This is a genomic window from Paenibacillus sp. 2003 (assembly GCF_031455635.1).
Taxonomy (GTDB): domain Bacteria; phylum Bacillota; class Bacilli; order Paenibacillales; family Paenibacillaceae; genus Paenibacillus; species Paenibacillus amylolyticus_B.
This window is the reverse complement of sequence record NZ_JAVDTB010000001.1, coordinates 2,591,511-2,617,212: the sequence shown is the minus strand read 5'-3', so window position 1 is coordinate 2,617,212 and position 25,702 is coordinate 2,591,511. Positions and strand designations below refer to the sequence as shown.

Here is a 25,702-nt window from a genome sequence, read left to right as displayed (position 1 = left end):
CAATGACAACGATGACGACCGATACCAATGAAGGAACAGGTCAGGCTCTTGATTACGATACGGATACGAGAAGAATGGTCTGTAAACTGATCTCCTATCTGCTGCAATATCCTGATACAGAATGGAGAGAAGGACTACAAGGTGTTAAGGAAGCTGCACAGTCTATTTCGGATGAGACGGTGAACCAGATCCTGTTGACATTTGTCGATGAAGCACAGGTTGTTAGCTCGATTGAGTGGCAGGATTCTTATGTTCGTACATTTGATTTTGATAAAAAGTCTAACCTCTATCTCACATATGCTCTTCATGGCGATGAGCGGGATCGGGGCCCGGCTTTGATTGAATTGAAGCGCAGATACGAAGCTGCGGGATTTTACATGGAAGTAAGTGAGTTGCCGGACTACCTGCCTATGGTGCTTGAATTTGTAGCTGAGGCTCCCGAGGAAGACGCCTTAGGTGTGCTCTCCAGTTGCCATAAGGCGTTGGTCACAATGAGCAAAAGCATTGCGGGGCAGAAAAGCCCATATGGACCATTACTCAGCCTGATGTTACAGGTCATTCCTGAGCCTCCTGCCTCTGATGTGCCAGAACAAGAAGAAACAGTTAACCAACAACCAGCAGATCTTATGCAGATCGCTGCCCAGATGAGGAGGGGGAATCGGTGAGTACACTGGAACTGTTGTTATGGGGCGCTCTTCCCTATATGGTCATTGTTTTCTGTATTACGGCGACGATCTGGAGATATGTGACGAATCCCTTCAGTTGGACGTCCAAGTCCAGTGAGATGTTGGAGAAACGCATGTTAAAATGGGGCAGCTTACTCTTTCATATTGGAATATTCGCCGTAATCTGTGGACATATTGCCGGGTTGCTTGTTCCGGTGGAGTTCTATCGCTGGATCGGCCTGAGTGATGAAGGATATCACTTGATGGCTATCGCAGGAGGACTGCCTGCGGGGATCATTGCATTTGCAGGTGCAGTCATTCTACTGGTTCGCCGTTATGTTGCTCGCCGGGTGCGGGCAACAAGCAGCATCGGGGACTGGCTGGCCCTTGTCATGTTGATCATTGTCATTGTCACCGGAATACTGGCGACCTCGGCCAATGCGGTGAATCACACAGGTTTCGACTATCGAACAACGATTAATCCATGGTTGCGAGGTCTGATCGTATTCCAGCCTGATCCGGTTCTGATGCAGACGGTACCGCTGAATTTCAAAGTACACATTCTGCTTACCTTTGTCCTGTACTGCGTGTTTCCATTTACTCGTCTGGTTCACATGTTAAGTATGCCACTGGGTTATCTGAAACGCAGTTATGTGTTGTATCGCAGAAGAGATGGAGCTGTGTATCCGAATCAGGAACAAAAAAAGGAAAGGGCGATGTAAATGCAACATAAAGGAAAGGTTCAACTGCCCTTGCAAACCGCAAGTCTGGTTCTTGGTTTCATGGTATGGGTTATCCTGTCATCTCTGATGCCATTTATTAAAGAAGACATTGCGCTTACGTCTTCTCAGCTTGCATGGGCGACAGCGATTCCCGTATTGATCGGATCGATTGCCCGTATTCCGATTGGTTATTGGACGAATCGATATGGAGCACGCAATATTTTCATGATCAGCTTTGTCCTGTTGCTGGCCCCGGTATGGTGGATTAGCCGAGCGACGTCGTTCAGTGATCTGGTTATTGGTGGACTGTTCCTCGGTATTGGTGGAGCTGTCTTCTCCGTCGGTGTAACTTCACTGCCCAAATATTATCCGAAAGAGCGACATGGATTTGTTAACGGGATCTACGGAATTGGTAACCTGGGTACAGCACTGTCTGCATTCGGAGCCCCGCTGATCGCTGATCGTATGGGATGGTCTACGACGGTTCTGCTCTACAGTATTTTACTAGTAGGGATGGCTGCGCTAAATTTCGTTCTGGGTGACAAACAGGAAGTGCGGGTTAACGCTCCATTGATGCAGCAACTGAAGGCCATATCACGCAACAATAAACTATGGTTGCTCTGCTTGTTTTATTTTCTGACATTTGGCTCGTTCGTGGCGTTTACGGTCTATTTGCCGAATTTTCTGGTTAGTCACTTTCAGATGGATAAAGTCGATGCAGGTATTCGTACAGCGGGATTCATTCTCGTTGCAACCATTATGAGGCCCGTAGGAGGTTGGCTTGGAGATCGATTTAATCCGTTCAAAATATTAATGTTTGTTTTTGGCGGATTAACGATTGCAGCGATTGTATTATCCTTCGCGCCATCATTCTATATCTATACGATTGGATGTCTGACTGTGGCATTATGCGCAGGGACAGGTAACGGAACCATTTTCAAATTAGTGCCAATGTATTTCGTCAAACAACCAGGTGTAGCGAATGGGGTGATCTCCGCTATGGGGGGGCTGGGTGGATTCTTCCCTCCGTTGATGTTGACTTTGTTGTACAGCATGACCGGTCATTATGCCATTGGATTCATGGCTTTGTCTCAGATTGCGCTGGTCAGCCTGGTACTTGTGATCTGGATGTTCTACCAGGAGAAGCTTCAGTTATCTGCCAGCATTCTGGAGAGTACCATTGAAGCCATTCTGATCACAGATACAAACAGTGTTATTACATCCGTGAACCCGGCCTTTACTGCGGTCACTGGGTATAGTGCCGAAGAGGCGGTTGGACAGAAGCCAAGTCTGCTGAAATCCGGTAAGCAGGATAAACGTTTCTATGACCAATTATGGCTGGAATTACGTGAAAAAGGATATTGGCAAGGCGAGATCTGGAATCGGAAGAAAAATGGAGACATCTATCAGGAATGGCTAAGTATTACGGCAATCCGTAATGAAGCAGGCGAAGTCAAATATTATGCGGGCATGTTCAGTGACATGGGCAAGCCAGAGCTCACAATCGCCTGATACATGTATCGGTAATTGTGCATACAGCAAGAGACCTTAACATCGATTGCAGGCGTTAAGGTCTCTTTTTGCACACAGAGATTGGTGTAAGGAATTGGGAAACCCCAGTGGAGCTTGGTGATCATGCATCCTTTTGTTGTTTCAATGCTTGTAAATCAAGAATGATAATTCGGCTGCGATCCACTTCGATCAAATGCTCTTTAGTAAGCTGATTTAGAAGCCGATTCGCTGTCTCCCTTGTTGTACCAATGGAATTGGCAAACTCCTGGTGTGTCATGGGAAGGTTGATGATAATTTGGTCTCCATGTATCTGTCCATGCTGTTCTGCGAGCATGAGAAGGAAGGAAAGCACACGGTTGCGCACATCCTGACCAGAGAGTACCTGCAATTTATCCTGTAATTCTCGTATTTTGTCTCCGAGTACACGCATGATTTTGATCGCAATCGATGGAGTGCCCAGCATTAATCGTTCGAACAATCGGACAGGTATGGCCAGTAGTTCAGTAGGGGTAATCGCTTCAGCGGTAGCCGGATAGGGGTGTGCGTTAAAAAAGCCGGTGTGCGGAAACATATCCCCTGTTTTGAGGAAAGAGACAATCTGTTCATGTCCGTTCTCATCCGTTTTATATGTTTTAACAATGCCGGTACGAATGAAAAAAACAGCTTCTTTTTCGCTACCTTCGCTAAAAATGACCGTTTTCTTATGAATGCTTCTGGAGATGGCGATATCTTCAACCTGCTTTAATTCTTCTGGACTAAGGTCCTGAAAGATGGGGAACTGTTGTAAAAACTCAGCTGCTGAATCTTTGTTTACCCTGCTCATGAGAATCTTTCCTCTCTGTGTTCATATTTCTGAACTTCGACATCATTCAATCCTAGGAGGTTAACTGTGAAGTGAAAACCAATACGCATTCAATCGTTATCCCCCATGAACATGGCGGCTGGGCCATGGTTAGTGTACCTTTTCTGGTAGGTATGGTTGCAAGTGGGCCGCAATGGCTGCATGTGCCCTTATTTGTAGCCTGGCTTGGACTATATCTAACTGCGTATCCCTTACTGCAGTCTTTGAAAAAAAATGCCAATCGGCAGCGTCTCTACAAATGGGCTGCCATTTACGGTACAGTGGCTCTCATCTGCCTGATTCCGCCCGTTCTTGGTCATACCTCACTGTTATTCTTTGGCCCGGTACTGGCTGGCTTGTTGCTGGTGAACATCTGGCATGTGAGACACAAAGTAGAACGCTCGCTTACCAATGACCTGTGTGCCATGCTCGTATTTTCTCTAGGGGGAGCAGCTGCTTATCTCGTAGGAAGCGGGCACTGGGACTATGGAATGGCGATCGTAGTTTTGTTTTCTTTCTTACATTTTACAGGAAGCACGTTCTTTGTGAAATCGGTCTTTCGAGAGCGAACGAATAAGCGTTGGCTGATGCTAACTCGCATGGTACATATCCTTCTAATCATCATACCGATGGTGATCGGATATCCATGGATATCTTTGGCGTATGTCTACTCCGCTGTGCGAACCTTCATCTATGCAGGCAGGACACTCCGCCCTATGAAGGTTGGTATCATCGAAATTATTGGAGCCGTGCAGTTCTTGCTGTGGTCTATTCTATTGTAATTCGCATCATTTCATCATAGCGTGATTTTTGAACACAGCAGGTGATATAGATCACAACGTCGCAGGAATGTTTTTGATTCGTCAGCCAAGGTTAATGGAATGATAGAACATAATTGAACTTGAGAGGGGTCGGCCCAGATGTGGACTGCATTCATGTGGGGCGGCATCTCTGCCTCAGCGGTTGTCATAGGCGCACTCGCAGCATTGTTTCTGAAGATTCCCAAACGAGTCATTGGCTGGATTATGGCTTTTGGGACAGGTACATTAATCGGGGCAGCTACCTTTGAACTACTCGGAGATGCGCTGAATGATGGAGGGATTATCCCTACAGCCATTGGATTTACGGCGGGTGCCGTCGTATATACGCTGTTTGACTTGCTCGTTTCTGCAAAGGGAGGGGCAGGGCGTAAACGCTCGGGAAGGTCAGGAGACTCGAATCAAAGCGGCCTGGGTATCTTTGCAGGCACGGTAATGGACGCTATCCCGGAATCCATCATGCTTGGAGCCAGCTTGCTGGCTGGCAACGGTGTCAGTGTGGTGCTGGTGGTATCGATCTTTGTCAGCAACATTCCTGAAGGTCTGTCCAGTACGGTTGGACTACAGGGCAAGTACAGTCGTGGCAAAATTATATTAATGTGGCTGAGTGTACTATTGATCTCCGCGCTTGCGGCTTTGGGTGGATATCTGTTTCTCGAGCAGCTTCCTGAGGAGATGGGTGCAGCGATTGGTGCATTTGCAGGTGGTGGAATCATTGCCATGATCTGCTCGACGATGATGCCGGAAGCCTTTGAAGAGGGGGGGCCAGTTGTGGGTTTGATTGCATCCATGGGATTGCTCGTATCGCTGTTGTTGGATCTGTAGATGACAGAACCAGTTGCTAGTCACTGTCCTCTACATACCTACATTGTCGTGTAGATATTAGTTGATTTATATAAAAAGAGTATTCGAACAGAGTGGTTTCTGATCGGATACTCTTTTTGATTATTTAACAAAAAGGATGATATTAATGGTTGCTGGAACAGCTGCCTCCGCACCCGCAAGCTTCCTTACCTAGTTCATTGGATTCGGGCAGGCGATTCAACTCCACAGATTTCGTGAAATAGTGACTGATCTGCTGATGTAGCTGACTGAACTCCCGTTGAGCATAGATAAACCGACGAATGAGGGGATGATCATAGAGTGCGCGTTCTTCCTCTTCATACACCTGGATTTCAGATGCAAGTAATTCGATATTTTGCCGTTCTTTCTCCTCCAGTGCCTGATGTTTCTCCATAAATTTCTCATACTGAGTCGTAGCTTGCTCATCTGCAGCAAACTGATCAATCATCTCCCGCATCTCTTTGTAGCCTTCATCCTGTAGTAGCAGTGAACAGAGCTCCTGCATTTTGTGCATAATGATCTGTTTGTCCAATTTAACAACTGTATTCATCCCATAAACCTCCTGAAGATATTTTCTTAACTGTATACTGTAACGCTAGGTGACACTGTGATGATACTCACATCCAATGTGAAATATAATACTTGTCCAAAAGCTATATGAGTTGAACTAATCATTCACACGTTAGCAGTGATGGGAAGGTTATTCTGTCATCGTGGTGTTAGTGTAAATAATCTTTAGTTCAGTACGGAACCATTTCCCTAAGCTGCTCCAGTTGAAGAATAAGGATGCAGTTCCCTGTAACCTGAAGCAGTCCCTGAGTTTGCATTATGGCGAGTTTACGACTAAGTGTTTCGGGTGTGATCCCGAGTAGCAGAGCCATATCTTTTTTGAAAACAGGCAGGCGGATCTCATGCTTTGCATGATTTCGGGTATGAAAATACAATAGCAACTTGGCAATCTTCTGTTCCGTTGTCATCGCACTTAGCGAGCTATTCCATTCATCGGTTTCACGGAGCAACTTGGAAATGGCAAGCAGGAAATGATAAGCAAGTTTCGGATTATGTTCAAGTAATTGGTCAAAGTCATGCTTGCTGATAGAGCAGATGGCTGAAGGCTCCAGAACTTCGGCGTTCGCGGCATGTGGTTTTTGGTGTAACAGGGAATCTTGTCCGAAGAAATCGCCGGGAAACAGAAACCGGATAATATGTTCCTTGCCATTTTCATTGTATTTGGATAACTTCACACATCCCTGATGAACCACATAAAGCGTATCTGAGCGTTCTCCCTCCTGGACGACAACTTCGCCTTTGTTATATTTGCGGGTATGCAGAAGGGAGATCAATAAGGCAGCTTCGGATGGATCAAGATGCTGGAACAGAGATACTTTGGAGAAACATGCATCCTTCGCTTCGTGTGTACAGATCATCATTTAATCACCTCGAATGGTTCAGGATAGGTATAGCCATTATCTATTGTCATGTCTCAGTGAGACATCGCGGGTCCACCATGATCAGTAGCATCCTTGGTCACACGCAGAACAGCGGCAGCTCCTTTGGCTACATGGTTGAACTGATGGGTTACAATCGCATAATCGCCTTCTTCCGTCACGGTGAACTCTACGACAGCTCCACCACTTGCAGGAAGCATAACCGTCTGTATTCCATATTGGATGTTGCGTGGATTCCCATCGGTATATACACGGTCCATAATTGTACCTACAACGTGGAAGGATGAGACTTCATTGGGGCCGGCATTACTGACATAGATCCGCACCGTATCTCCTACTTTGGCTAACAGGGGATGTTTGGTCAATCCATAATCATTGCCGTTAAATACGACATAATCCGGTTCTCCGTTCAAAAAAGCTTCGTAGTCATGCTCCTTATACCATTCACTCTGAACAAGGGTATACTCACGATCTACCAAGTGATCAGAAGGGTATCCAGCCTTGGGTTCCACAATAATCATGCCGTACATCCCGTTTGCGATATGGGCAAGGACCGGTTTGGTTCCACAGTGATACATAAATACACCGGGTGAGGAGGTTGGGTATGTGAACGTACCTTCCTCGCCTGGCATAACATCAATAAATTTGCTGCTTGGAGCAGCATGTACAGCGTGAAAATCCATGGAGTGAGGCAGGCTGGAATCTTTATTTTTCAACGTGAACACCAAGGTATCTCCCTCGGTCACTCTTAGGACGGGTCCGGGAACGGTACCATTAAATGTCCAAGCGTTGTAGATTACGCCTTCGGAGATTTCGATATCTGTAACCTGGGCCGTCATTTCAATATATACCGTAGTACCTTCTCTGCGAATGATCGGGTCCACCGGGGTTTGGCTGATCGCAGAGGAGGAGGAGACTTCATCGTGGTGAACAGGTTTAACCGTATCAGTGGAAGTACAGTGAGAGAGAGTTGCTGTGAATATAGCGAATACGAGTGACCATTTATATACATTCAGTAAGGAGAACATAGTTGCACAACCTTTACTCAAGTGATGTTTTTCACAATCTGAAAAGCAGTTTTTCTTTCATTTCAGTAGTTATGTAGTTATAGATTACGTTATTGAGGTGGGGACGGGTGTGATGAGGCACACACTTGGGTATGTCGTATTAGACGTATTTCCAACATTGTTCCTTCAATTCTTGTGCTGAGGAACGGAGTTTCATATAATTTTAGAGAGATGGATTGGTAAATGTTGAGTATTCTGACGCGGTGTGTGTCATAGTCCAGGAGAAGGGTGGATACAGGATGAAACGTTTCGAAGATGAAGGTGCGTATAAGTACAGTTTTTATTCGGTTCTTCGACGGGGAGAGCGGATTGATGTGAAATGTCCCAAATGCGGTGGGCACGCTTCGATTGAACAACAGAATGATCAACTGGGATGGAAGTGTTTCGAATGTTACGCTCAAGCTTTTGAAGAACCAGTGTATCAATATAAAGCCAAGGGGAATTGTGCTGTATGTGAACGCTGGTTCAACGTGGAAGTCACAGACGAGAAGAAGACGTCTCACCGATCAACGCATGTGGAATGTCCGCATTGTGGTTCTGTTAATCAGGTTGAGCTACATGCCAAGCCGATATACGGAAGGTGTTTTTCCGAGATTCGTGCAGGGAAAGATCCAGTGTTCGGTTTGGAATTATACTTTATGGATGATTTCAGAGGAAAAATAATATGGGCTGTGAATCGGGAGCACCTGAGTTATCTCATCGCTTATGTTTCCGCAGATCTGCGTGTAAAACATGCAAATATGCCTATAAGAACGGCTTCACATAGTATACCGGCTTATATTAAGGATGCGAAGAACAGGGATGTGGTTGTTCGTACACTGTCGAAGCTTCAGCACAAGACTGGATTAGACTGAAAGCGAAGATGAAGCGTTAAAGCTGCAAGGGAGAGTAGAACATGAAACTACGATTTAAATTAACTATTTTTGCAATCATTCTGGGTATGTTGATGATTCCTGCTTATTTTATTTTACAGACTTATGGCATATTTCAAAAACAGACAGTCCTATCTGACTATGCTCTCGCTGTTGATGTGAATGGCAAGTCCTATGCAGCCTGGCCGCTGATTAACAGTTTTGCAGCGATGGATAAACAAGAGGATAACCGTCAGTTTTATTACCGGATCGATATGAGTCATATCCAATACCTGTTTAATCTGGCTTATCGGGAGTATGAAGTGAAGCCCGGTGGGGACAATCCATATCTGGCTGGTACTATAAACTATCAACATACGGACCACAACTACGTACAGACCGAGAAACAGTATGAGAACGCCAATGATTTTTCAACGGTCTTGAATCTGTATGATCAGGATGGGCAGGTGATTTACTCCTACGATAACACTGGCAAAGCGGATAACGAATTGGTGAAGTCCATAATTCATCAGGGAATGAGCCGTAACAGTGGCGGTAGTAGTGAAGCTGCCCGGGATCCTTATATCAATATTACGGCGCTATTCCGTGACAAGCTAAACATCGATGTGAAACTGACGGTGGATGAGGAGCACAAAGTAGTTACTATTCGAATGAACAAATCGGAGGCGAGATGATGAATGAGTATGGTGTGCAACACGGACCTGCTTATCTGGAAGGTTTGACAAGAAAGGACAACGACATTAATTCCGAGGAAGTGGAGTGGAAAGGCAAACTTCAAACGAGTGATGGTCATGATAAATTCCATATTTTTTATTATGGTGACTTGATGGAAGATGATCTGATTACCTGGCATGATTCGACACCGCTTCTTGTATATGCGGAGCATACCGTTACAGGTGAACGTTATCTGCTCATTGATGCCGCCAAGCACGGATATGATGCCATGTTATGTGAGACCTATTCGGAAGAATCACTACGTGACAGACCTCTTCGCCCTTATCTGGATGTTGAAGGAGAGGACATCTTTGAGGTGGAATTGACGGCCTACTACAATGTGCCATGGGATGAAGAGTTCGGCGAAGATGTAGATGAAAATGGTGCATATGAACTGATTACGGGAGAGCGCATGCATTTTGATCAGGTCAAACGTGATGGATATGATGCCTTTGCCATTCGTATTCTGAATCGTAAAGGGGTACAGACTGACATTGTACAGGAAGAACTGGCTTAGATCCTGAAAACGAATGAACCAAACTGAGATGGGAGATGTCGACAAATGTATATCGTATCCCGTGTACTTAAGCCGGTTCCAACAGAGGAACTGGATCACTTTGAACAACAGCACGCCATCTCGCTGCCTTTGTCATACCGGACCTGGATTGAACAATACGGAGAGGGTACATACACGGGATGGATGAATGTGCAGAGGCCGGACCCGGAAGTGCTGAAGCCTTTTGTGGAATATGATTTTTGGATACATACGGATGATTCGCCTATAAGTCAGCATCAACTTGAACAGTGCATCTCCATCGGCAGTTCTGTAGATGGAGATTTCCTTGCTGTTCATCCGGAAGTTGAGGGGCTGTTGTGGCTACCGCGTCATGATGAGAATATCACCTTATGGACATGCTCGGAGACTGAATTTGGCGAAACGCTGGACCGGATCTATTGTGGGTATTACCATCAAGATAATCCAATAACGCCACTATACTTTGAACCGTGGAATGAGCTTCGGAAACATACGTTTTACCATTTTTCAGGGACGGAACAGGGAAGCTCTATGAAGGAACTCGCTAATACATGCAAAACAGAATTTAAGTGGGATGCTGTGTTGGAGAATGAGTACATGTGCAAGATGTTCATGGTGTCGATGGGAGGATATTTACGATTTAACTATGCAACTGGGCGAGAAGTTGCCCTGTTCTATGAAGAAAAGAATGGTGCGGAGGAGGCAACGGATAACGAAATCAGTTTGTTCTTGCAGGCACATCATTGTACGGCATATGAATAGGGGCAGAGTGGAGGGACACCTATGGGTTGGTTAAAGGAAGACATTGCGGAACAATGGCGCAATGAAGGCAAGCGTTATGCAAAGGATGTCAATGCATTTGTCCAGAGAAGTATGCAGGGAGAGCAACCGGATGAATCCGAGCTGGAGGGAGACTCCAGAAACGGAATGAGTATTAAAGTATTCCATATGGTGAGACAGGCCAATCTCCACGGTGACTTGGAGGTGCTCCGACGTGAGCTGCCCGCAGCGACGTGGCCGCTGAATGAGGCGTTTCAGGCTTCCATGCAGGCGGTCAAAGTTGTAGGTTATCTGAACGAAGAAACGTGTGTATGTAACACGGGTATCTTCACAGAGAATGGTCAGATCTATACGATGGATCAGCACGGATGGCAGTTGATTTCTTCGTATACTTTTGCAGGTTGCTCATCAGACGGATTGGACTATGCGCTTGCAGGACCGGATGGGATTCGTGTCATTCGTCAGCCAGATCGCAAGTTGGAAGGACAAGAGATAGCGACATATCGTTGGGTAGATATTCAATCCCGGATACAGTCGTCCTCACCTCGAATTGAATCACTTGCTGATTGTGAGCATCCCGAACGTACACTAGAGGGACTTATACCTATGGATGAAGGCAGGGCACTACTTATACATTCACGATACGGGATATATCTGGTAACGGAAGATCAAGTGACATTGCTTCATCCCGATCTGGCAGAGATCGAAGAATATGAGCTAGAGGATACACAGTTAGACATGGGACATGCAGCGGTATCTCGGGATGGTCAATGGATTGCCTATGGTAGCCAAGGAAGCAATCATATGGTGATGGACCGCCAGCTGAACAAGACATACTCCCTCTATCCAGAATCAAGCTATCCTCATTATGCCGCATTCATGAGTGCTAAGCAGAGCATCTGGTTTAACGCATGTCATTTCTATAATGGGGTCACGATACAGGTTCCGCTGGAAGATATACAAGGTAACGAAACGAAGGAAGATTGGCCAGTCATGGATGAGAATGCACGTGTGTATGCGGCAGTGGAAATAGAGGCGGGCATGGTGCTTGGAGATGCATATGGTTACCTGTATTGTGTGAATGGCGAGGGTGAGGAAGTATGGCGTCATTTTTTGGGCAATACAATCTATTCTCTTGCCGTATCCCCTGAACAGTCCAAGCTGGCAGTGGGTACCTATGGTGGCATGTTACATGTGCTGGATCTTCGTTCGCACGAGATGGACGAATACGGGATCGGTACAGGTACACTTCGTGAATTGGAGCGGTATGTATTGTGGCGTGGAGAAGAACCTCTACGCTGGTGAGGTAGCATTATGACCTGGTTAGGGGTGAAGGCATGGAACGTGAAGAGGCTGTAATGTTATTAAAATGTCACTCCTTTTCCTATGATGATCTGAGTCATCCCAAGATGCAGAACGGTTTTCTTCGCAGTCTGCGGCCCTTTCGTGGACATTTGATTGAGGAGAATTTTCATGAGTTGATGGAGATATTACGGGTTCTGGCACCAGAACTTGCGCGGCCTACACTGGATCGGGAAGTCATGGCATGTCTATGGGGAATTACTCACATGGCCCGTGCCTGGGCCGTTGAACCTGAGGGTATGCTTCGCAGCAACAACCTCATTTCGGACGAGCAGGTAGTGTTGATGGAACAATGGCTTAATTTGTTATCTTACGCAGTCATGATCCTGATCGAAGGTGGCGGAGAAGAAGAAGCGTTTTGGGGCTATCATCAATATGTGCAAGAAGAGAATGGCGGAGCTAAGAAAGGGGAGGTCTAGTGAAACCGGAATCGAATGTAACATTAAACGTACTTATTGACGAGCTGAATCGCTTGCTGGATGAGAAAATACAGGATCACGAGATTCGGCAATTGTTTGAAGAATATCAACATCGGGAAGGTGCATCCGAGGAAAGTCTGGATCTATTCGAAAAGGAGTATGGCGTCCGGCTGCCTGGCGATTTTCGTACCTTTTACCAAGGCAAAGACGGCAGTGGCTATGGGTTGCATGTGCTGTACCCGGGTGATGCTGAGGCTGGGCGTTGTACGCCATTTTATATGATGTCATTGGAAGAGATTCGAGAGACCAAACAATACTTCTGTGAAGTGGATGAGAAGCTGGAAGAGTATTATTCTACGGAAGAGATCAGCCAGTTGGACCCTGAGATTAAGCCGTACTTGTTCCACAAACCATGGATTCCATTTGCAACGATCGCGGGAGGTTCACTGTATCTGATGCTCGATTTCGATCCAACGGAGGAAGGGACGTATGGACAGATTATTATGTACGTGCATGATCCGGACTTTGTTTATTACCTTACACCTACCTTCACGGATCTCCTCAGCATGTCGAACCGAAATCTGAAGGTGATGGATGAGATCACATATTAAATCTAAACGATTAGAGGATAGTTCTAGATGAATAAAGAAGCTGCTGAAGCAGCTTCTTCATCTGATCTGAACCTGGACTTTGAATAAGTCTCATGATTACCACTGAAAGAAACGATGTCCGTGAAATCCTCCGCCTGGAGGTCCTCCGTGTCCACCCGGTCCACCTCCGTGAGGTCCGCCAGGATAGCCACCTCCTGGGAAATGACCAGGGTGTCCACCGGGGTAACCACCGCCGGGATAGCCACCATGCCACCAAGGGCCACTGATCGGAAATGGCAGTGGAACAGGAACGATGGGTGGGTATGGATAGGGATAAGGATAAGGGTACGGTGGTGGCGGTGGATAATAAGGGTAAGGATAACCCGCAGGTTGCGGGGATGTTACTGAACCAGGGCCGTATGCCATGTAACAAGCCTCCAATAACTGGATTGATGATATCAGCCTATGCCATAGTGGTTTCAGGTGATACAGCAGATTGAAGAATAATGAATATAGAGTCATGAGGGGGAGCATATGGTAGCCGTAGCTTTTCACACCGATCCAAGAGGAACTGCCTATGAACTGTTGATTGACGAATTGATCGAGAAGACAGATCGTTTTATGCTGGTTGACCGAAAGTATGTCGAGGGAGATACACCTGAGAGGGTTGCCAAAGTGTTACAGAGACTTGAGCCGTATCTGATTGAAAAGAGTACGATGGAAGAAATGATGATGCAAAGTGGCGCTATGTACTCAGAGGGCATCTATTACATATATCGTTGCACGCCTGATTCCGGGCAGGTCCTTAAGGAGGAAGCCAATCGCTTTCATGACTGGTTATATCCGTCATTGCCGGACGATCTTTGTTTTCTGAAAGAGGATGGGAGCGATTACTTCTACACGGTTGCTCATGAGCATATGTATGGCATGCACATTACACAAGAAGAAGCAATTGAGCTAATGGAGCGTATTCCAGGTTTGTTCTTCGAGTTAGATCGTCAGAAAGATATTCATCGACTGTTGGAGGATGCAATCAGGCATCAGACCGATGTGCTGAATATTAGTTCACATTTCTTGAAAGAGATTCCGGAACGAATTCGGGAATTGAAATACTTGAAACGTTTGACGATTTTTGAGCAGGATGTTTATACGCTTCCTCCAGCCCTTTTTGAACTGGCATCTTTGGAAGAATTGGAGATCATGACGGCGGATTTAGAAGGTATTCACCAAGACATTGGAAAATTGAAACAACTTCGAGAGCTTAGAATTTATTGCGGTAGTTCTTATCATGTTCCTACCGGGTGGAAGCCAAAGGAGAAGTCGGATCTTGGTCTGAAACATATTCCGGCCGAGATTGGCGAATTGAGTGAACTTGTGAATCTGGATATAAGTTACTCTGGCATTCGTGAAATCCCACCCGAACTGGCGCAGTTGAAGAAACTGCGTTATCTGAGTATAACGAATAGTTTAATCGAAGGAATGCCGGACATAGTCAAGCGAATGACCTGGCTTCAGAGTGTAAATTTGGACAGTACTCCACTTGGGATCAGTTGGGAGGACATCTCCGACGAAGAAGAATTATAATAGCCAAATATCCCGGCTCCGTGTATCTGAGTCAGGGATATTTGTTATGCGATGAAAAATTGGCGGAAATGGGCTCACGTATCTGGGCGCTGGGCATAAGCTGGCATATAGGTTATGACCTAAACCGAGAGCGAAGGGCAGGCGTTTTATTTTGGCAACCTCATACATGGATTACACTTTACCAACCACCGAATTTACTTACGATTTGAGCAATAACCCGTTATTCAAGAAGGATGAGAACAACTATATTAACTCTCTTTCCATCAAGCAGTTAAACACACTGGGCAATACTTCTTTACTGGATATTTTCCTCAACACGGGCAATGTGGTTGAACCTCATATTCATCAGAATGCAACCGAACTGGTGTATTGCATCAGCGGTTCTGCCGTCGTGTCCCTCATCAATCCGTTTACCAATGAGTTGCTTCATTTCCCGATTACTCCGGGGCAAGTGGCGAATGTACCTCAAGGCTGGTGGCATTATGAAGTGGCTACTGCAGATCAAACGCATCTACTGGCGATCTTCGATGCACCGGTGCCTGAAGCGATATTCGGCTCAGACATCTTGCGACTTACACCTACCAAACTTCTGGCTTATACGTACTGTCTAGATGAGAAAAAAGTTCAAGAAGCGCTGGCTCCCATTCAAAAAACAGTGATTATTGGCCCGCCGGCAGATTGTATGACTTCCACTGTCCCCATCTCTAACAGTGCTCCGAATGTGAATCATCAGCCGTACGTAATGCCTAATGTACAGCCAAATATGCAACCAAACACACAACCCAACATGCAACCAAATACTCAGCCCAATATGCAACCTTACGTAAACCGTCTTCCTTACTGGGGCACTTGGGTTGATCCACGTATTATTCATGAGCCGGGCTGTCCGTATTATAGAGAACTTCCTGTGAATACGAATAATCAAGAGGAAAGATGACGTTTATTAGGCAACGTTTATCAAATACACATAGGTACTTCAGTTGAATTAGGTAAAGCAAAAGAAGCGTCCGCAAAGGAACGCTTCTTTTTTTGATTAAAGGTGTCTTCATACTTGAGGAAAGCTGATGCATACCTGAACGTGTTTAGAGCGAAGCATGAGGCGCTATCGAATCATAGGCGTCTTAAATCAAGGATTAGGTGCGTGCCCAGAAATTAAAGAATCTGAGACACCTTATATCAGAATAAATAGCCGTTTGATGTGTTTATATCGGGGATTATGGGAAATAACATGTCTGGAGTTCCTTACAATTTTAAATGAGGACCTAGAGGCCAAATAAGATGTCCTGAGTTCCTAAGAAAATTTTCAACCCATTCCCCCAGAGTCCGCAGGATGGTACTTCAAGACTTTTTAGGCGCTCACATTTAACTCGATAGCTTAATTTGAATACACACCTTGTATTTATATACTATCTACTTATGACGTGTAATTTCGTCCCAAGCCAAGCTCCGTTAATAATTGACGGTAAGCAATCGAAGTACGGTCTGCGGGAATATGGGCCTCGGCATGCAGATCAAGGGGCAGATCCTCCGGTTTCTGTGACTCGACCATCTCACGGTCTTCTTCAAATACCTGCAAGTTGAACTTGATTGTGTCTTCAATCGGAGCATCTTTGTCAAAGTTGCGTGTGATTGGACAGAATAGACGTGTATAACGGGCAGAGATCGGCGAAGCACAATTCAGAATATTCAGCTTGTCCTCACCTGGGAAATGTACCGTAAGAGAAGCCGCAAAAGGTGGGAACACTCGAAACTCGCGCAGCCATTGGAAACCCTCAGGTGCAACAAGATCTTGCCCTTTACCATAGTTACTCACTGTACTCCAATACTCGGCCAGTAACTCATTACCTTCGCGTTTCACCTTGTATTGGGGGACTTCTGTGTTGTTTCGGTCACCAAACGTTTTGGTATGCACATAGGCAAAATGGGATACATCCAGGAATCCCTCCATTTGTCGTCCAGAGGAACCAGCAATGTCAAAGTTGGGTGGCAAAATATTGATATAATCCGGATCATCCCATCCAGGGAAGGAGGGGATCTGTTCTTCCGTTCCTGCCAAAGTGGTCCATATTAAGCCATAACGTTCAACTGCCGGGTACACAATGAGTTTGAGCTTAGGCGAGATCTTGGAGCTTGGGTGCGCAGGCACTGCGGTACATTTTCCTTCACAATTATAACGGAAACCGTGATAAGGGCAGACAATCTCGCCATTTTCTACCCAGCCTTTGCTAAGTGGAGCCCCGCGGTGAAAACAAAGATCCTTGGCTACCACAACCTGATCATTACTGCGATAAAGAACAAGCTTCACATCGAGTAATTGAGCAGCCAAGGGTTTGTCTGTTACTTCGGTTGCTTGGGCTACCGGGTACCAATATTGGGATAATACATGCCAGTCTTCAGCGGTGAACGTACAGCCTCTAGGCAATTCGGACGTCACATTACGGTTTGCGTTGGAAGTTATCATAGGAAACACTCCTTGCTGATATGATTAAATGATTTTTTATTAATGTCAGCTTGATTAGCCGTATATTACTACTCTTTTGGTCAAAGTATCAATATATCCAACCTACTTTTGGTTAAAATCACAAACGCTACAGCAAAAAACGTACATGAATACGGAAATTTTCGGATTTACATTACGTTTGATGTTATTTATAGAAAAAAAAGAACAACCTTTAATTATGTTATTTCTTTTACTGATTGATGGCTTTATGGAGGTTTACTGTTTAGAATTTGCAGTGTGAATATTCGTTAGTTGAGCAACCATTCTTGCGGGCATAAAAAGATTTTCGCAGAGAATGTCACAGATCCCGGCCGTCATTTGTCTACAGTATGTAAACCAAATGACGGAGGCGAATGAAAAATGAATTTAAGAACGAATTACAGAGTAGCTAGTCCAGGTGCTTTTAAAGCGATGATGGCAATGGAGCAATATATATCCGGGCAATTTGAAAATAAAGTATTGTATGAGCTGTTAAAAATCCGGGTGTCCCAGATTAATGGCTGTGCCTTTTGTCTAGATATGCATGCCAAAGATCTGATGAAACTGGGAGATTATGCGGATCATATTCTCTTGCTAAGTGTGTGGCGTGAAGTGCCTTTCTTCACGGATCAAGAACGTGTTATGCTGGAGCTGGCTGAAGCGGTGACCCAAATCTCGGAGCACGGTGTACCACTTGCGTTATACGATAAGGTACGTGAACATTTCAGTGAATCCGAATTGGTGGATCTGATCCTGGCCATTAACACGATTAACAACTGGAACCGGATTGCGATCACAACTGGGATGTATCCGGGTTGCTTTAACTAGAAATACACGCACTCATGCCAGAGGAGGCTTCTTATGAATTCTAATTTCCACGCCAATGAGCCAGAAGTGTCTTCTCTGGATGTTGGTGAGTTGTATATTCGTTATAAAAAATATGCATTTTCAATAGCTTACCGCATGTTGGGCAGTGTGGTAGAAGCTGAAGATATTGTGCAGGATTGCTTTGCGGGGATTCAGAGCACGTCTGCTCAGGATATTCGTAATCCCAAGTCCTACATCGCCAGATTGGTTGTGAACCGAAGCTTGAATCTGCTAAATTCCGCCCGTAATCAGAGGGAAAGTTATGTTGGTGAGTGGCTGCCAGAGCCGATGGGTGACAGTGAAGAGGCGAACATGCCAGAGGAAACGATGGAGAAAAAAGAGCTGATCTCCTACGCCTATCTGGTCATGTTGGAGCGTCTATCGTCCATGGAACGGGCTGTTTTTGTCCTTCGTGAAGCGTTCCGATATGATTATTCCGAAATAGCGGATTGGCTGGGCAAAACGGAGAGTAACTGCCGACAAATCTTTAGCCGTGCCAGACGAAATCTGCCCGAAAGACTTCCGCCGATCGAGCAGAGTGATGCAGATATGATAGCCAAAGGTGAATTGCTGAGCCGTTTTACAACGGCTTTCCTTCGTTATGACGTCTCTGCCATGCTCGAGTTACTGGCGGATCAGCCTGTATTTACAGCAGATGGCGGTGGCGTTGTGCATACGGTTATGAGAACAATGAACGTTCACAAAGGTGTGCTTGCACTCCTGACCTCACGGCGAGTCCTTACGCGATTGCGTGAAAGAGAATGGGTGCCCATGTGGATCAATGGCGAGCTTCAACTCGCTTTGATGAAAGAAGGGCAGTTGTCCGAGGTACTCTGTTTGGAGTTGGACGCTTCCAGAGAGAGGATTGAGGGCGTTTATCTCGTCGTAAATCCAAACAAACTTACATCAATAGACACCTCAACTCTTTGATCCAAACGTAAGGACTTGATATGTAAACTTAAAAGAGGCAACCTCTTTCTCGAGGACTGCCGCTTTTTTGGCATTCACATTTTGCGATTCAGCATCCAATTATTCCCGGGCATATTGTTGTTGAACAGGTTCAATGATTGCTCTGACTTCAGGTGTAAGCTCATCACTGTTCTGATTGAGAACCAGTAAAATCTTTTCCATAGTGTCCAGAATAACACTCTCCGTATTGGGCTCACGCTTAGCCAAAGCTTTCTCGTAAGCTTGTTTCACCTCAGGGTCCATGGTGCGGATTTCTTCGTCCGTGTACCAATCATAAGCAGGCGTGTTGTCACTTCCGTAAAACAGATAATCCACAAATAACCCTTGCTTCACTGCTGATGTGCGATTGGAATTCGGGAAGTTGTTCAAAAAGGCTTCTTTCTCCAATGCACGCTGGATTAATTCGTTCCAAGAGATGATAATGCCACCATCTGAAGTCGTCATTTGGTTGGACTCGGTAGCCATAATATCAATGTACGCAGCAATATCAGCCTTAACAAAAGGTTTGAACTTTTTGTATATCTCATAATTGATGATGGGGTAATACAAACCTTCACTGGTTTCCAGTTTGAACCCGAGATCAGAAGCTTCCTGCAGAAGTTTCTTCGCTGTCGGATCTTTAATTTCTTTGAGCAGACGACTATATGTAAGCTTCTGTTCGTAACCAAGTTGTTCATGGGCTTGAGATATGGCCTGTTGAAATTGTTCCGTATACATTTGGTAATCCATATCAGCCAATTTCACGTTCTGCATGTTCTCCAGTTGCAGCGTCATTAATGTGGCCTGCCAAGGGCTGACTTTATCGATATGATTCATCAGGTATTTACGCGCTTTAACCAGACTTTCTGTGGACTTCACTGCTTCTGTTCGATAGGTTTGGAATTGATGATACACCGTTTTGGAAGCGGGAACAGGTGCAGCCAGTGTTGTTGAAGGTGTGATTATTGCGCCAATGGCAGTACAGCCGAGAGCCATAGCCAGTAAACCAAGTTTAGCAGGTTGCTTCCATCTCATTTGTATACCTCCCGATAATGAAGAAAAAGCTATTTGAATTTTCTTATAACCGCATGTTACCGTATTTTATATGTATGATCCGTATGTTGAATATGTAAGTTCTGTCTTTGATTAAACCAGTTTCTGGTAAGCGAATCAAGTGTCTACAGTAGGAAAATGATTACAAATAATGAAAGAACAGCCCCTAAAACCCGAAAGGGTTAAAGAGACTGTTCTAGGTATTCGTACTTTATTTTCTAATTAATGAAGTGGTTTATTACTATTAGGCATCTGAGGTGCTCCGGTTGCTGGAATGTATGCCTGAAGCATCTGTTGTGTATCACTTGGGGTGAGTTGAGGTACTTGGTAATAGGCGTTTTTATTCTGGAACATGAAAATTTCATAGGCCATCTCGATAAAATGCTGGATCTGAGAAGCGATGACTCGGCGAACCGTTCCATTTGTGATCTCGCTACAGGACATGCCGAGCAGACTCGCATGTGACTTGATCAGTCCCAGCATATGACCGCTAATCCCGGCATCCTTTACATCGGCCAAGCTCTGGTTTGGTTTTTTCGGTGCTGATGGCTTAAGGCCATATACCGGTGGTACCATGTTGGGGATCATATAGGTAGCTGTCTCTTGATGAGGCTTCTGTCCAGATGCAAAACACTCTGCTGTCAGATTGTACTGGGATAATATGAAGTTGTACTGTCGGTCTAGAATGCCAATCAGTTCCTGGCTCTGCACAAAAGTACGAAAGATCATGTATTGATCCAGCACGTTAATGGTGGAGGACAGAATCTCATGCACATCGAACATCTCATGGCCGCCATGATTCATGTTAGGGGTGACATTTGGATTAGCATTCAATGTGGGTTGTACTATATTCTGAGGGTTCATGGAATTTGGATTCATTGTAAATTTGATTCTCCTTTGGTAAATGGTATGATTCTATATAAGTTGAACGAAAGAATATTTACACTTGCCACTCCGATGACAGAACAACCTTCCGATCGCTGTTATCCCCAGATTTTTAATTCAATTTTACAAAGGTGAAAATCCGGTGATAAATGCGAACGCTTCGCTTCTTCAGGTTCTTTCTGTCCTCTGCGTTCTCGTGCAAATGTATAGTTCAACTTCTATAGTATGCTTGGAAAGTAGTAAACTTATGTAATGTGTTAGGAGTATACGCACAAATAGGAATAGGCATGGTGGTGGTTAAAGATGGAAGAGACCGATTGGGGTGTAGCAAAGGATTTGTTCGTCAAACATTACGGGAGCGCTATACAAATGTATCGAGAAGGTGTGTATGCAGAATATAAGCGATGGGACGTACCCCAAGAGTTAGAGGAACAATGGATAGGGGAGCGAATTCAACAATTAAGTTCCGAGCTGTCTATCATGAATTGGGATGCGGTGGATGAACTTGCGTTGATTGCCAAACATCGGACAGAACCCAATATAATTAAGGCAATTACAGAATTTGCCTCAAGACAATTGAAGAGTGCAGACAGTATGGTTCGTCTCGTGTATGCTGAACGTCTGATTGAGCTCATTAAACGGTATGAATCTTCTCTGCCGATGGACAAGTTACGGGAAACCTATCAATTGACGATGGACTTGCTGGTTGATGTGGCGACTAAACCGTTGGTGCTTGATCCAGGCCATGAACTACAGCAGTATGGATTAAAGGATAAACGTGGATTGAATTTACGTGTTGAAAAGAACAAGGAAGAAATCATCCGCTATTTTCGAAATTAATTTGAATTTTATCAAGTGAGGTCAGAATCATTGAGAAAACTGAATTATATTCGCATATTTATTTTCCTTAGTGCGGTCACAATAGTAACGCTTGGATTGTACTATGTAGCCGCAGATTGGCTGGATCAGCGTTATTTCCGCTTCCTGATCTGGAATCTGTTCTTGGGCTGGATTCCTTTTGTGTTCTCTTATGCATCCTATCTGCTATCTGATGTGAAATGGAAAGGGTCCGCATGGCTTGCAGTCGCAAGTGGGCTGCTGTGGTTGTTATTTTTCCCGAACTCTTCTTACATTGTTACGGATTTGGTTCATCTGACAGCAAGAAGTTCTCGGTATTATGGTGGAAATGGAGTGGACTACACCTACTGGTACGACTTGAGTGTTGTATTAATGTTTGTCTGGACTGGACTCCTGCTTGGATTCCTGTCGATGTATCAGCTTCAGGAAGTGATCTATCACCGAATTGGACGCTGGGCATCCTGGATCTTTGTACTGGCTGGCTGTGCTTTGGGAAGTTATGGGGTATTGCTTGGACGTGTATATCGACTGAATAGCTGGGATGCACTGACGAATCGCGAGACGCTGATTGAACTGATGCGCGAAAGTGTAAGCCGTCCGTCTCTTGCGTTTTGCCTATTCTTTGGCACGTTTATCATTACAATCTACGCCACACTGTATTACCTGGTTAATACGAGGTCTTCCCGTGAAACGCAGAAAAGTGCAGGAAGTCCTGAGGTTGACCTACAAGCGTTGCGCTAAATTTTGTTGCCTTGAGGCATGCAACCAAATAGAACTAATCTTAATATATTGCTTAAAGGGCTGTTCCAAGTCATACACATGGCTATTGGAACAGCCCTTTCGTTATAACGAGACCTGGATCTATTGAGAAAAAACATCTTACTTTTACTTACCAGAGATTAACGCTAGGATTGTTTTCACAACCAGTTCAGGTTCATCGTGAATAATCATATGTCCACTGCGGGTGGCCACAATGAGCTGACTATCCTTCGATATATTCAACATGTTACGCTGTCCCGATTGCCATATGGATTCGAGCCTCTGCCCAATTTCAACTGGAATCCCTGCACTAGCATAGTTTTGAGGACGTCCGCGTGCAATGATACTTACAGGGATTGATCCAAGACTTTGGCCACGAATGGCATCTTCTGTTGAATGGGCGAGGAGGGCTTCTTCTTCTTTGGCGTGAAAATAGGAAGGGGTAGCAATCACATTAACAAAGGTATCCCGATCTTGCTTGGCAACCAGACCATCAAGCATAAAGTCTGGAAATAATCTGAAAGCTCCAGATACCTTCAGTAAAGATAACAAGGAGGCAGGCGGGTTTCCCTGAAACTGAGCTTTTTCCAACAAAGTCTTTGTGTTCCGTTCATCATCCTCAGGTCTCGCATCAATGAGGACAAGGCTCTGAACCTCATTTGAATAGGTCTGTGCAAAGAGTCTAGCATACATACCCCCAAGAGAATGGCCTACCATAACGTAAGGACCACGGATATTCTCCTTCTCCAGAGCTGCATGTAAATCTTTGACGATATTCGCACCTGTACGTTCTGTAGGTGCAGATTCACTCCAGGCATATCCTGCACGATCATACGTGACCACCGTTGCATGTTGGGCGAGTGCCGCAGGAATGTCTCTCCACGACAAACTCGTCTCACCACTTCCAGCCTCCATAAGTATGGTCGGCGAGCCATTGCCTTGTTTATGAATGTGTAGTTGGTAACCGCCGACTTGAACGAGTGTACCTGGAGGTGGAAAGTCCTTTTTGGCCTGCGACGAAGCAAACCACTCATAGAGGAAAGCGGCACCTATCAGTAGTAGCATTGTGCAGAATAACCTTACTATGAAGGTGAAAACTCTGAATTTCTTGCGTGTTGAGGCTGGGGTAGTTGTATGCATGATCTTATGAATTCCTCTCCTACAGCTGTTTTTATATTTTAGTACAATGTATTAAAAAGATTATAGCACAGTGTATTACAAAAAGAGAGGTTTGTTGTATAATGTTGTCATGCCAAAAATCGTAGATCATGAAGCTCAAAGGAAAATCGTTGCTGATGCAGCAATCCGGGTCATTCAAGTGCACGGACTGGAGCATGCTACAGTTCGGAATATAGCGAAGGAAGCGGGACTTTCTGTAGGTTCCATGCGTCATTATTTTGCCACACAGGCGGAATTGTTCGCCTTTTGCATGAACCTTTTTGCAGAACGGGTACAGAAAAGGGTGGAGGCGTTACAGATGAGTGGATCTGTACTGCAGGATATGAAGAATCTGCTCTTGCAATTTCTCCCGTTGGATGAAGACAGAATGATGGAAATGGAGGTCTGGTTTTCGTTTACAGCCAAATTATTGGTGTACCCCGAATTAAAAAAGATAAGTGATCAGATGCATCAGGGGATGTATCGATCGGTTCAATGGGTAATACAGGAGTTGCATAAGCAGGGGATGACACATCCTGAACTGGATGCCGAGATGGAGATAGAGAAGTTATATGCGCTTGTGGATGGACTCGCCATTCATATCCTAATGCAGCCAGATAGACTTACGGTAAAACGAGTGGAACAGGTGATTGAACAGCATTTGAGCATGCTTTGTCAAACTTAATCTTACGTTGTCTGAAGAAGGGTTATTTCCTTTTATAAGGGAGTAATCCTTCTTTTTATGAAAATATGGCAGGTATGCAGGATATGACGAAGAATTAAGAATGAGAATGTAATGAATACATAGACAAGTAGGTGAACAACAAAATGTTGAATGCAGTAGAGCTGACAACAAAAGTAGAAGAAGTCATGGAACGCGTGAATTTTTCGGGTGTTGTATTACTCCAGCAAGCCGGGAAAACCCTTTTGAATATGAAACGTGGTTATGCGAATCGCAGTGAAGAGCTTGCCAATCAGGTGGATACACGGTTCGGCATTGCATCAGGATGTAAGATCTTCACGGCAGTGAGTATATGCCAGCTAATTGAAGCGGGTAAGTTATCTGCTGATTCCAAGCTTACGGATGTGTTGAATGTGGAATTTCCGCTGTGGGATGAAGGAATTACCATTCATCAATTGTTAACACATACGTCAGGTATTCCGGATTATTTCGATGAAGAAGTGATGGAAGACTTTTCAGAATTGTGGAAAGAGAGACCCGTCTACGCGATGCGGCGATTAAGTGACTTTCTGCCCATGTTTCAGCAGCTGCCGATGAAGTCTGCTCCGGGTGAACGTTTTCACTACAACAATGCGGGTTTCATTGTGCTGGGACTTATCGTGGAACAGCATTCAGGACTGTCGTTTACAGATTATGTGGAAGAATACATTTTCAAAAGGATTGGCATGAAGGACTCCGGTTATTTCGTAACAGATCAGCTTCCACGTAACACCGCTTTAGGGTATATCGATCATGAAGATGGCTCCTGGAACACCAATATGTTCTCCATTCCTGTCAAAGGTGGATCAGATGGTGGGGCCTATGTTACAGCGCCGGATATGGTTCGATTTTGGGATGCTTTGCTGGGTCACCAATTGTTGAATGCTGAGACAACACGGCAGTTATTAACTCCACATGCTCATCAAGAGGATGAAGAGTATTATGGGCAGGGGATCTGGATTGACCGCAAAGAGGAAGACATTTTCAAATTTCATGTCATGGGGTTTGATCCAGGGGTGTCGTTCATGTCTTCCGTGTATCCGGACTATGATCTACAACTGGTTGTGCTCTCGAATCAAGAGTCCGGTCCGTATCCAATAACAATTGCTATCGAAGAAGCTTTGGCATGACGAATAAACCCTCAACCTATGGGCTGGTTATGCCTACATAAGGTTGGGGGTTCATTGGTCGAACAGGATAGA

At 45.0% G+C, this 25,702-nt stretch carries 29 protein-coding genes; 20 read left to right on the top strand and 9 right to left on the bottom strand.

What is annotated here, in order from left to right:
• Window positions 1–2: 2 nt before the first annotated feature.
• The 3 genes from narJ to J2X75_RS11245 are packed head-to-tail and all read left to right on the top strand — an operon-like array spanning window position 3 to window position 2,899.
• A complete protein-coding gene (narJ, locus tag J2X75_RS11255; protein ID WP_310336438.1) occupies window positions 3–665 on the top strand; it encodes a nitrate reductase molybdenum cofactor assembly chaperone in 663 nt (220 codons plus the stop codon).
• Window positions 662–1,387 carry a respiratory nitrate reductase subunit gamma gene (gene narI / locus J2X75_RS11250; RefSeq protein ID WP_310336437.1) on the top strand — a complete coding sequence of 242 codons (726 nt, stop codon included), beginning with the start codon at window positions 662–664 and terminating at the stop codon, window positions 1,385–1,387. Before narJ ends, narI begins: the two co-directional genes overlap by 4 nt.
• Window positions 1,388–2,899 carry a nitrate/nitrite transporter gene (locus J2X75_RS11245; RefSeq protein WP_307535020.1) on the top strand — a complete coding sequence of 504 codons (1,512 nt, stop codon included), beginning with the start codon at window positions 1,388–1,390 and terminating at the stop codon, window positions 2,897–2,899. It begins immediately after the preceding gene.
• A gap of 121 nt (window positions 2,900–3,020) precedes the next feature.
• Here the strand turns inward: J2X75_RS11245 and J2X75_RS11240 are convergent, their stop codons facing one another.
• Window positions 3,021–3,722 carry a Crp/Fnr family transcriptional regulator gene (locus tag J2X75_RS11240; protein WP_310336435.1) on the bottom strand — a complete coding sequence of 234 codons (702 nt, stop codon included), beginning with the start codon at window positions 3,720–3,722 and terminating at the stop codon, window positions 3,021–3,023.
• 71 nt (window positions 3,723–3,793) lie between these two features.
• Between J2X75_RS11240 and J2X75_RS11235 the strand changes: the two genes are divergently transcribed.
• Window positions 3,794–4,522, top strand: coding sequence for a YwiC-like family protein (locus J2X75_RS11235; RefSeq protein ID WP_310336434.1), 729 nt, complete (start codon window positions 3,794–3,796; stop codon window positions 4,520–4,522).
• Between the two features lie 138 nt (window positions 4,523–4,660).
• Entirely contained in the window at window positions 4,661–5,383 is a 723-nt protein-coding gene (locus J2X75_RS11230; protein ID WP_091017873.1) for a ZIP family metal transporter, read from the top strand.
• 142 nt (window positions 5,384–5,525) lie between these two features.
• Here J2X75_RS11230 and J2X75_RS11225 read toward each other — a convergent pair whose 3' ends face one another.
• The 3 genes from J2X75_RS11225 to J2X75_RS11215 all read right to left on the bottom strand — a co-directional run bounded on the left by J2X75_RS11225 (window position 5,526) and on the right by J2X75_RS11215 (window position 7,877).
• Window positions 5,526–5,951, bottom strand: coding sequence for a YlbF/YmcA family competence regulator (locus J2X75_RS11225; protein ID WP_310336432.1), 426 nt, complete (start codon window positions 5,949–5,951; stop codon window positions 5,526–5,528).
• Window positions 5,952–6,141: 190 nt separating this feature from the next.
• A complete protein-coding gene (locus J2X75_RS11220) occupies window positions 6,142–6,831 on the bottom strand; it encodes a Crp/Fnr family transcriptional regulator (RefSeq protein WP_310336430.1) in 690 nt (229 codons plus the stop codon).
• A gap of 53 nt (window positions 6,832–6,884) precedes the next feature.
• Window positions 6,885–7,877 carry a multicopper oxidase domain-containing protein gene (locus J2X75_RS11215; protein WP_310336429.1) on the bottom strand — a complete coding sequence of 331 codons (993 nt, stop codon included), beginning with the start codon at window positions 7,875–7,877 and terminating at the stop codon, window positions 6,885–6,887.
• A 278-nt stretch (window positions 7,878–8,155) separates the two neighbouring features.
• Between J2X75_RS11215 and J2X75_RS11210 the strand changes: the two genes are divergently transcribed.
• From J2X75_RS11210 to J2X75_RS11180, 7 genes are read left to right on the top strand one after another with little or no spacing between them, the layout of a single operon-like run.
• A complete protein-coding gene (locus J2X75_RS11210) occupies window positions 8,156–8,770 on the top strand; it encodes a hypothetical protein (protein WP_310336428.1) in 615 nt (204 codons plus the stop codon).
• 41 nt (window positions 8,771–8,811) lie between these two features.
• The gene (locus tag J2X75_RS11205; protein WP_310336427.1) at window positions 8,812–9,462 is read left to right on the top strand and encodes a hypothetical protein; all 651 of its coding nucleotides are present in this window, start codon (window positions 8,812–8,814) and stop codon (window positions 9,460–9,462) included.
• Window positions 9,459–10,019, top strand: a complete 561-nt coding sequence (locus J2X75_RS11200) for a hypothetical protein (protein ID WP_091017861.1) — start codon at window positions 9,459–9,461, stop codon at window positions 10,017–10,019. Before J2X75_RS11205 ends, J2X75_RS11200 begins: the two co-directional genes overlap by 4 nt.
• Window positions 10,020–10,064: 45 nt before the next feature.
• Complete coding sequence (locus tag J2X75_RS11195) at window positions 10,065–10,799, top strand: hypothetical protein (protein ID WP_307535041.1); 735 nt, start codon at window positions 10,065–10,067, stop codon at window positions 10,797–10,799.
• Window positions 10,800–10,820: 21 nt separating this feature from the next.
• On the top strand, window positions 10,821–12,122 hold the full coding sequence (locus J2X75_RS11190; protein ID WP_310336424.1) for a hypothetical protein: 1,302 nt from the start codon (window positions 10,821–10,823) through the stop codon (window positions 12,120–12,122).
• Window positions 12,123–12,154: 32 nt separating this feature from the next.
• A complete protein-coding gene (locus tag J2X75_RS11185) occupies window positions 12,155–12,598 on the top strand; it encodes a hypothetical protein (RefSeq protein WP_310336422.1) in 444 nt (147 codons plus the stop codon).
• Window positions 12,598–13,209 carry an SMI1/KNR4 family protein gene (locus tag J2X75_RS11180; RefSeq protein ID WP_310336420.1) on the top strand — a complete coding sequence of 204 codons (612 nt, stop codon included), beginning with the start codon at window positions 12,598–12,600 and terminating at the stop codon, window positions 13,207–13,209. Before J2X75_RS11185 ends, J2X75_RS11180 begins: the two co-directional genes overlap by 1 nt.
• Before the next feature lie 96 nt (window positions 13,210–13,305).
• Here the strand turns inward: J2X75_RS11180 and J2X75_RS11175 are convergent, their stop codons facing one another.
• Window positions 13,306–13,614: a hypothetical protein gene (locus J2X75_RS11175; protein WP_310336418.1), complete on the bottom strand. Its 309-nt coding sequence runs from the start codon at window positions 13,612–13,614 to the stop codon at window positions 13,306–13,308.
• A 108-nt stretch (window positions 13,615–13,722) separates the two neighbouring features.
• On the opposite strand from J2X75_RS11175, the gene J2X75_RS11170 reads away from it, so the two are divergent.
• Window positions 13,723–14,772, top strand: coding sequence for a leucine-rich repeat domain-containing protein (locus J2X75_RS11170; RefSeq protein ID WP_310336416.1), 1,050 nt, complete (start codon window positions 13,723–13,725; stop codon window positions 14,770–14,772).
• Window positions 14,773–14,923: 151 nt separating this feature from the next.
• Window positions 14,924–15,709: a cupin domain-containing protein gene (locus J2X75_RS11165; protein WP_310336415.1), complete on the top strand. Its 786-nt coding sequence runs from the start codon at window positions 14,924–14,926 to the stop codon at window positions 15,707–15,709.
• Window positions 15,710–16,186: 477 nt separating this feature from the next.
• Here J2X75_RS11165 and J2X75_RS11160 read toward each other — a convergent pair whose 3' ends face one another.
• Window positions 16,187–17,233, bottom strand: a complete 1,047-nt coding sequence (locus J2X75_RS11160) for a Rieske 2Fe-2S domain-containing protein (protein ID WP_310336413.1) — start codon at window positions 17,231–17,233, stop codon at window positions 16,187–16,189.
• A 399-nt stretch (window positions 17,234–17,632) separates the two neighbouring features.
• On the opposite strand from J2X75_RS11160, the gene J2X75_RS11155 reads away from it, so the two are divergent.
• Both J2X75_RS11155 and J2X75_RS11150 read left to right on the top strand, forming a co-directional pair.
• Window positions 17,633–18,079, top strand: a complete 447-nt coding sequence (locus tag J2X75_RS11155) for a carboxymuconolactone decarboxylase family protein (RefSeq protein ID WP_307535058.1) — start codon at window positions 17,633–17,635, stop codon at window positions 18,077–18,079.
• Between the two features lie 33 nt (window positions 18,080–18,112).
• Window positions 18,113–19,048: a sigma-70 family RNA polymerase sigma factor gene (locus tag J2X75_RS11150; RefSeq protein WP_310336411.1), complete on the top strand. Its 936-nt coding sequence runs from the start codon at window positions 18,113–18,115 to the stop codon at window positions 19,046–19,048.
• Window positions 19,049–19,147: 99 nt separating this feature from the next.
• Here J2X75_RS11150 and J2X75_RS11145 read toward each other — a convergent pair whose 3' ends face one another.
• Both J2X75_RS11145 and J2X75_RS11140 read right to left on the bottom strand, forming a co-directional pair.
• Entirely contained in the window at window positions 19,148–20,101 is a 954-nt protein-coding gene (locus J2X75_RS11145; protein ID WP_310336409.1) for a hypothetical protein, read from the bottom strand.
• A 240-nt stretch (window positions 20,102–20,341) separates the two neighbouring features.
• A complete protein-coding gene (locus J2X75_RS11140) occupies window positions 20,342–20,983 on the bottom strand; it encodes a spore coat protein (protein ID WP_397383530.1) in 642 nt (213 codons plus the stop codon).
• A gap of 324 nt (window positions 20,984–21,307) precedes the next feature.
• Between J2X75_RS11140 and J2X75_RS11135 the strand changes: the two genes are divergently transcribed.
• Window positions 21,308–21,844 carry a hypothetical protein gene (locus J2X75_RS11135; RefSeq protein ID WP_310336406.1) on the top strand — a complete coding sequence of 179 codons (537 nt, stop codon included), beginning with the start codon at window positions 21,308–21,310 and terminating at the stop codon, window positions 21,842–21,844.
• Window positions 21,845–21,874: 30 nt separating this feature from the next.
• The gene (locus J2X75_RS11130; RefSeq protein ID WP_310336404.1) at window positions 21,875–22,603 is read left to right on the top strand and encodes a DUF1361 domain-containing protein; all 729 of its coding nucleotides are present in this window, start codon (window positions 21,875–21,877) and stop codon (window positions 22,601–22,603) included.
• Window positions 22,604–22,747: 144 nt separating this feature from the next.
• Here the strand turns inward: J2X75_RS11130 and J2X75_RS11125 are convergent, their stop codons facing one another.
• Window positions 22,748–23,686: an alpha/beta fold hydrolase gene (locus J2X75_RS11125; protein WP_310336402.1), complete on the bottom strand. Its 939-nt coding sequence runs from the start codon at window positions 23,684–23,686 to the stop codon at window positions 22,748–22,750.
• 169 nt (window positions 23,687–23,855) lie between these two features.
• On the opposite strand from J2X75_RS11125, the gene J2X75_RS11120 reads away from it, so the two are divergent.
• Together J2X75_RS11120 and J2X75_RS11115 are read left to right on the top strand one after the other, a co-directional pair.
• Window positions 23,856–24,464: a TetR/AcrR family transcriptional regulator gene (locus J2X75_RS11120; RefSeq protein WP_310336400.1), complete on the top strand. Its 609-nt coding sequence runs from the start codon at window positions 23,856–23,858 to the stop codon at window positions 24,462–24,464.
• Between the two features lie 143 nt (window positions 24,465–24,607).
• Complete coding sequence (locus J2X75_RS11115; protein ID WP_310336398.1) at window positions 24,608–25,630, top strand: serine hydrolase domain-containing protein; 1,023 nt, start codon at window positions 24,608–24,610, stop codon at window positions 25,628–25,630.
• Window positions 25,631–25,702: the final 72 nt, after the last annotated feature.

Coding starts and splice junctions, on each gene's coding strand:
- J2X75_RS11200 (WP_091017861.1), top strand. CDS start 9,459: ATGATGAATGAGTATGGTGTGCAACACGGACCTGCTTATCTGGAAGGT.
- J2X75_RS11135 (WP_310336406.1), top strand. CDS start 21,308: ATGGAAGAGACCGATTGGGGTGTAGCAAAGGATTTGTTCGTCAAACAT.
- J2X75_RS11215 (WP_310336429.1), bottom strand. CDS start 7,877: ATGTTCTCCTTACTGAATGTATATAAATGGTCACTCGTATTCGCTATA.
- J2X75_RS11155 (WP_307535058.1), top strand. CDS start 17,633: ATGAATTTAAGAACGAATTACAGAGTAGCTAGTCCAGGTGCTTTTAAA.
- J2X75_RS11185 (WP_310336422.1), top strand. CDS start 12,155: ATGGAACGTGAAGAGGCTGTAATGTTATTAAAATGTCACTCCTTTTCC.
- J2X75_RS11125 (WP_310336402.1), bottom strand. CDS start 23,686: ATGCTACTACTGATAGGTGCCGCTTTCCTCTATGAGTGGTTTGCTTCG.
- J2X75_RS11245 (WP_307535020.1), top strand. CDS start 1,388: ATGCAACATAAAGGAAAGGTTCAACTGCCCTTGCAAACCGCAAGTCTG.
- J2X75_RS11170 (WP_310336416.1), top strand. CDS start 13,723: ATGGTAGCCGTAGCTTTTCACACCGATCCAAGAGGAACTGCCTATGAA.
- J2X75_RS11210 (WP_310336428.1), top strand. CDS start 8,156: ATGAAACGTTTCGAAGATGAAGGTGCGTATAAGTACAGTTTTTATTCG.
- J2X75_RS11115 (WP_310336398.1), top strand. CDS start 24,608: ATGTTGAATGCAGTAGAGCTGACAACAAAAGTAGAAGAAGTCATGGAA.
- J2X75_RS11140 (WP_397383530.1), bottom strand. CDS start 20,983: ATGAACCCTCAGAATATAGTACAACCCACATTGAATGCTAATCCAAAT.
- J2X75_RS11225 (WP_310336432.1), bottom strand. CDS start 5,951: ATGAATACAGTTGTTAAATTGGACAAACAGATCATTATGCACAAAATG.
- J2X75_RS11150 (WP_310336411.1), top strand. CDS start 18,113: ATGAATTCTAATTTCCACGCCAATGAGCCAGAAGTGTCTTCTCTGGAT.
- J2X75_RS11220 (WP_310336430.1), bottom strand. CDS start 6,831: ATGATGATCTGTACACACGAAGCGAAGGATGCATGTTTCTCCAAAGTA.
- J2X75_RS11145 (WP_310336409.1), bottom strand. CDS start 20,101: ATGAGATGGAAGCAACCTGCTAAACTTGGTTTACTGGCTATGGCTCTC.
- J2X75_RS11240 (WP_310336435.1), bottom strand. CDS start 3,722: ATGAGCAGGGTAAACAAAGATTCAGCAGCTGAGTTTTTACAACAGTTC.
- J2X75_RS11160 (WP_310336413.1), bottom strand. CDS start 17,233: ATGATAACTTCCAACGCAAACCGTAATGTGACGTCCGAATTGCCTAGA.
- J2X75_RS11175 (WP_310336418.1), bottom strand. CDS start 13,614: ATGGCATACGGCCCTGGTTCAGTAACATCCCCGCAACCTGCGGGTTAT.
- J2X75_RS11195 (WP_307535041.1), top strand. CDS start 10,065: ATGTATATCGTATCCCGTGTACTTAAGCCGGTTCCAACAGAGGAACTG.
- J2X75_RS11205 (WP_310336427.1), top strand. CDS start 8,812: ATGAAACTACGATTTAAATTAACTATTTTTGCAATCATTCTGGGTATG.
- J2X75_RS11190 (WP_310336424.1), top strand. CDS start 10,821: ATGGGTTGGTTAAAGGAAGACATTGCGGAACAATGGCGCAATGAAGGC.
- narJ (WP_310336438.1), top strand. CDS start 3: ATGACAACGATGACGACCGATACCAATGAAGGAACAGGTCAGGCTCTT.
- J2X75_RS11230 (WP_091017873.1), top strand. CDS start 4,661: ATGTGGACTGCATTCATGTGGGGCGGCATCTCTGCCTCAGCGGTTGTC.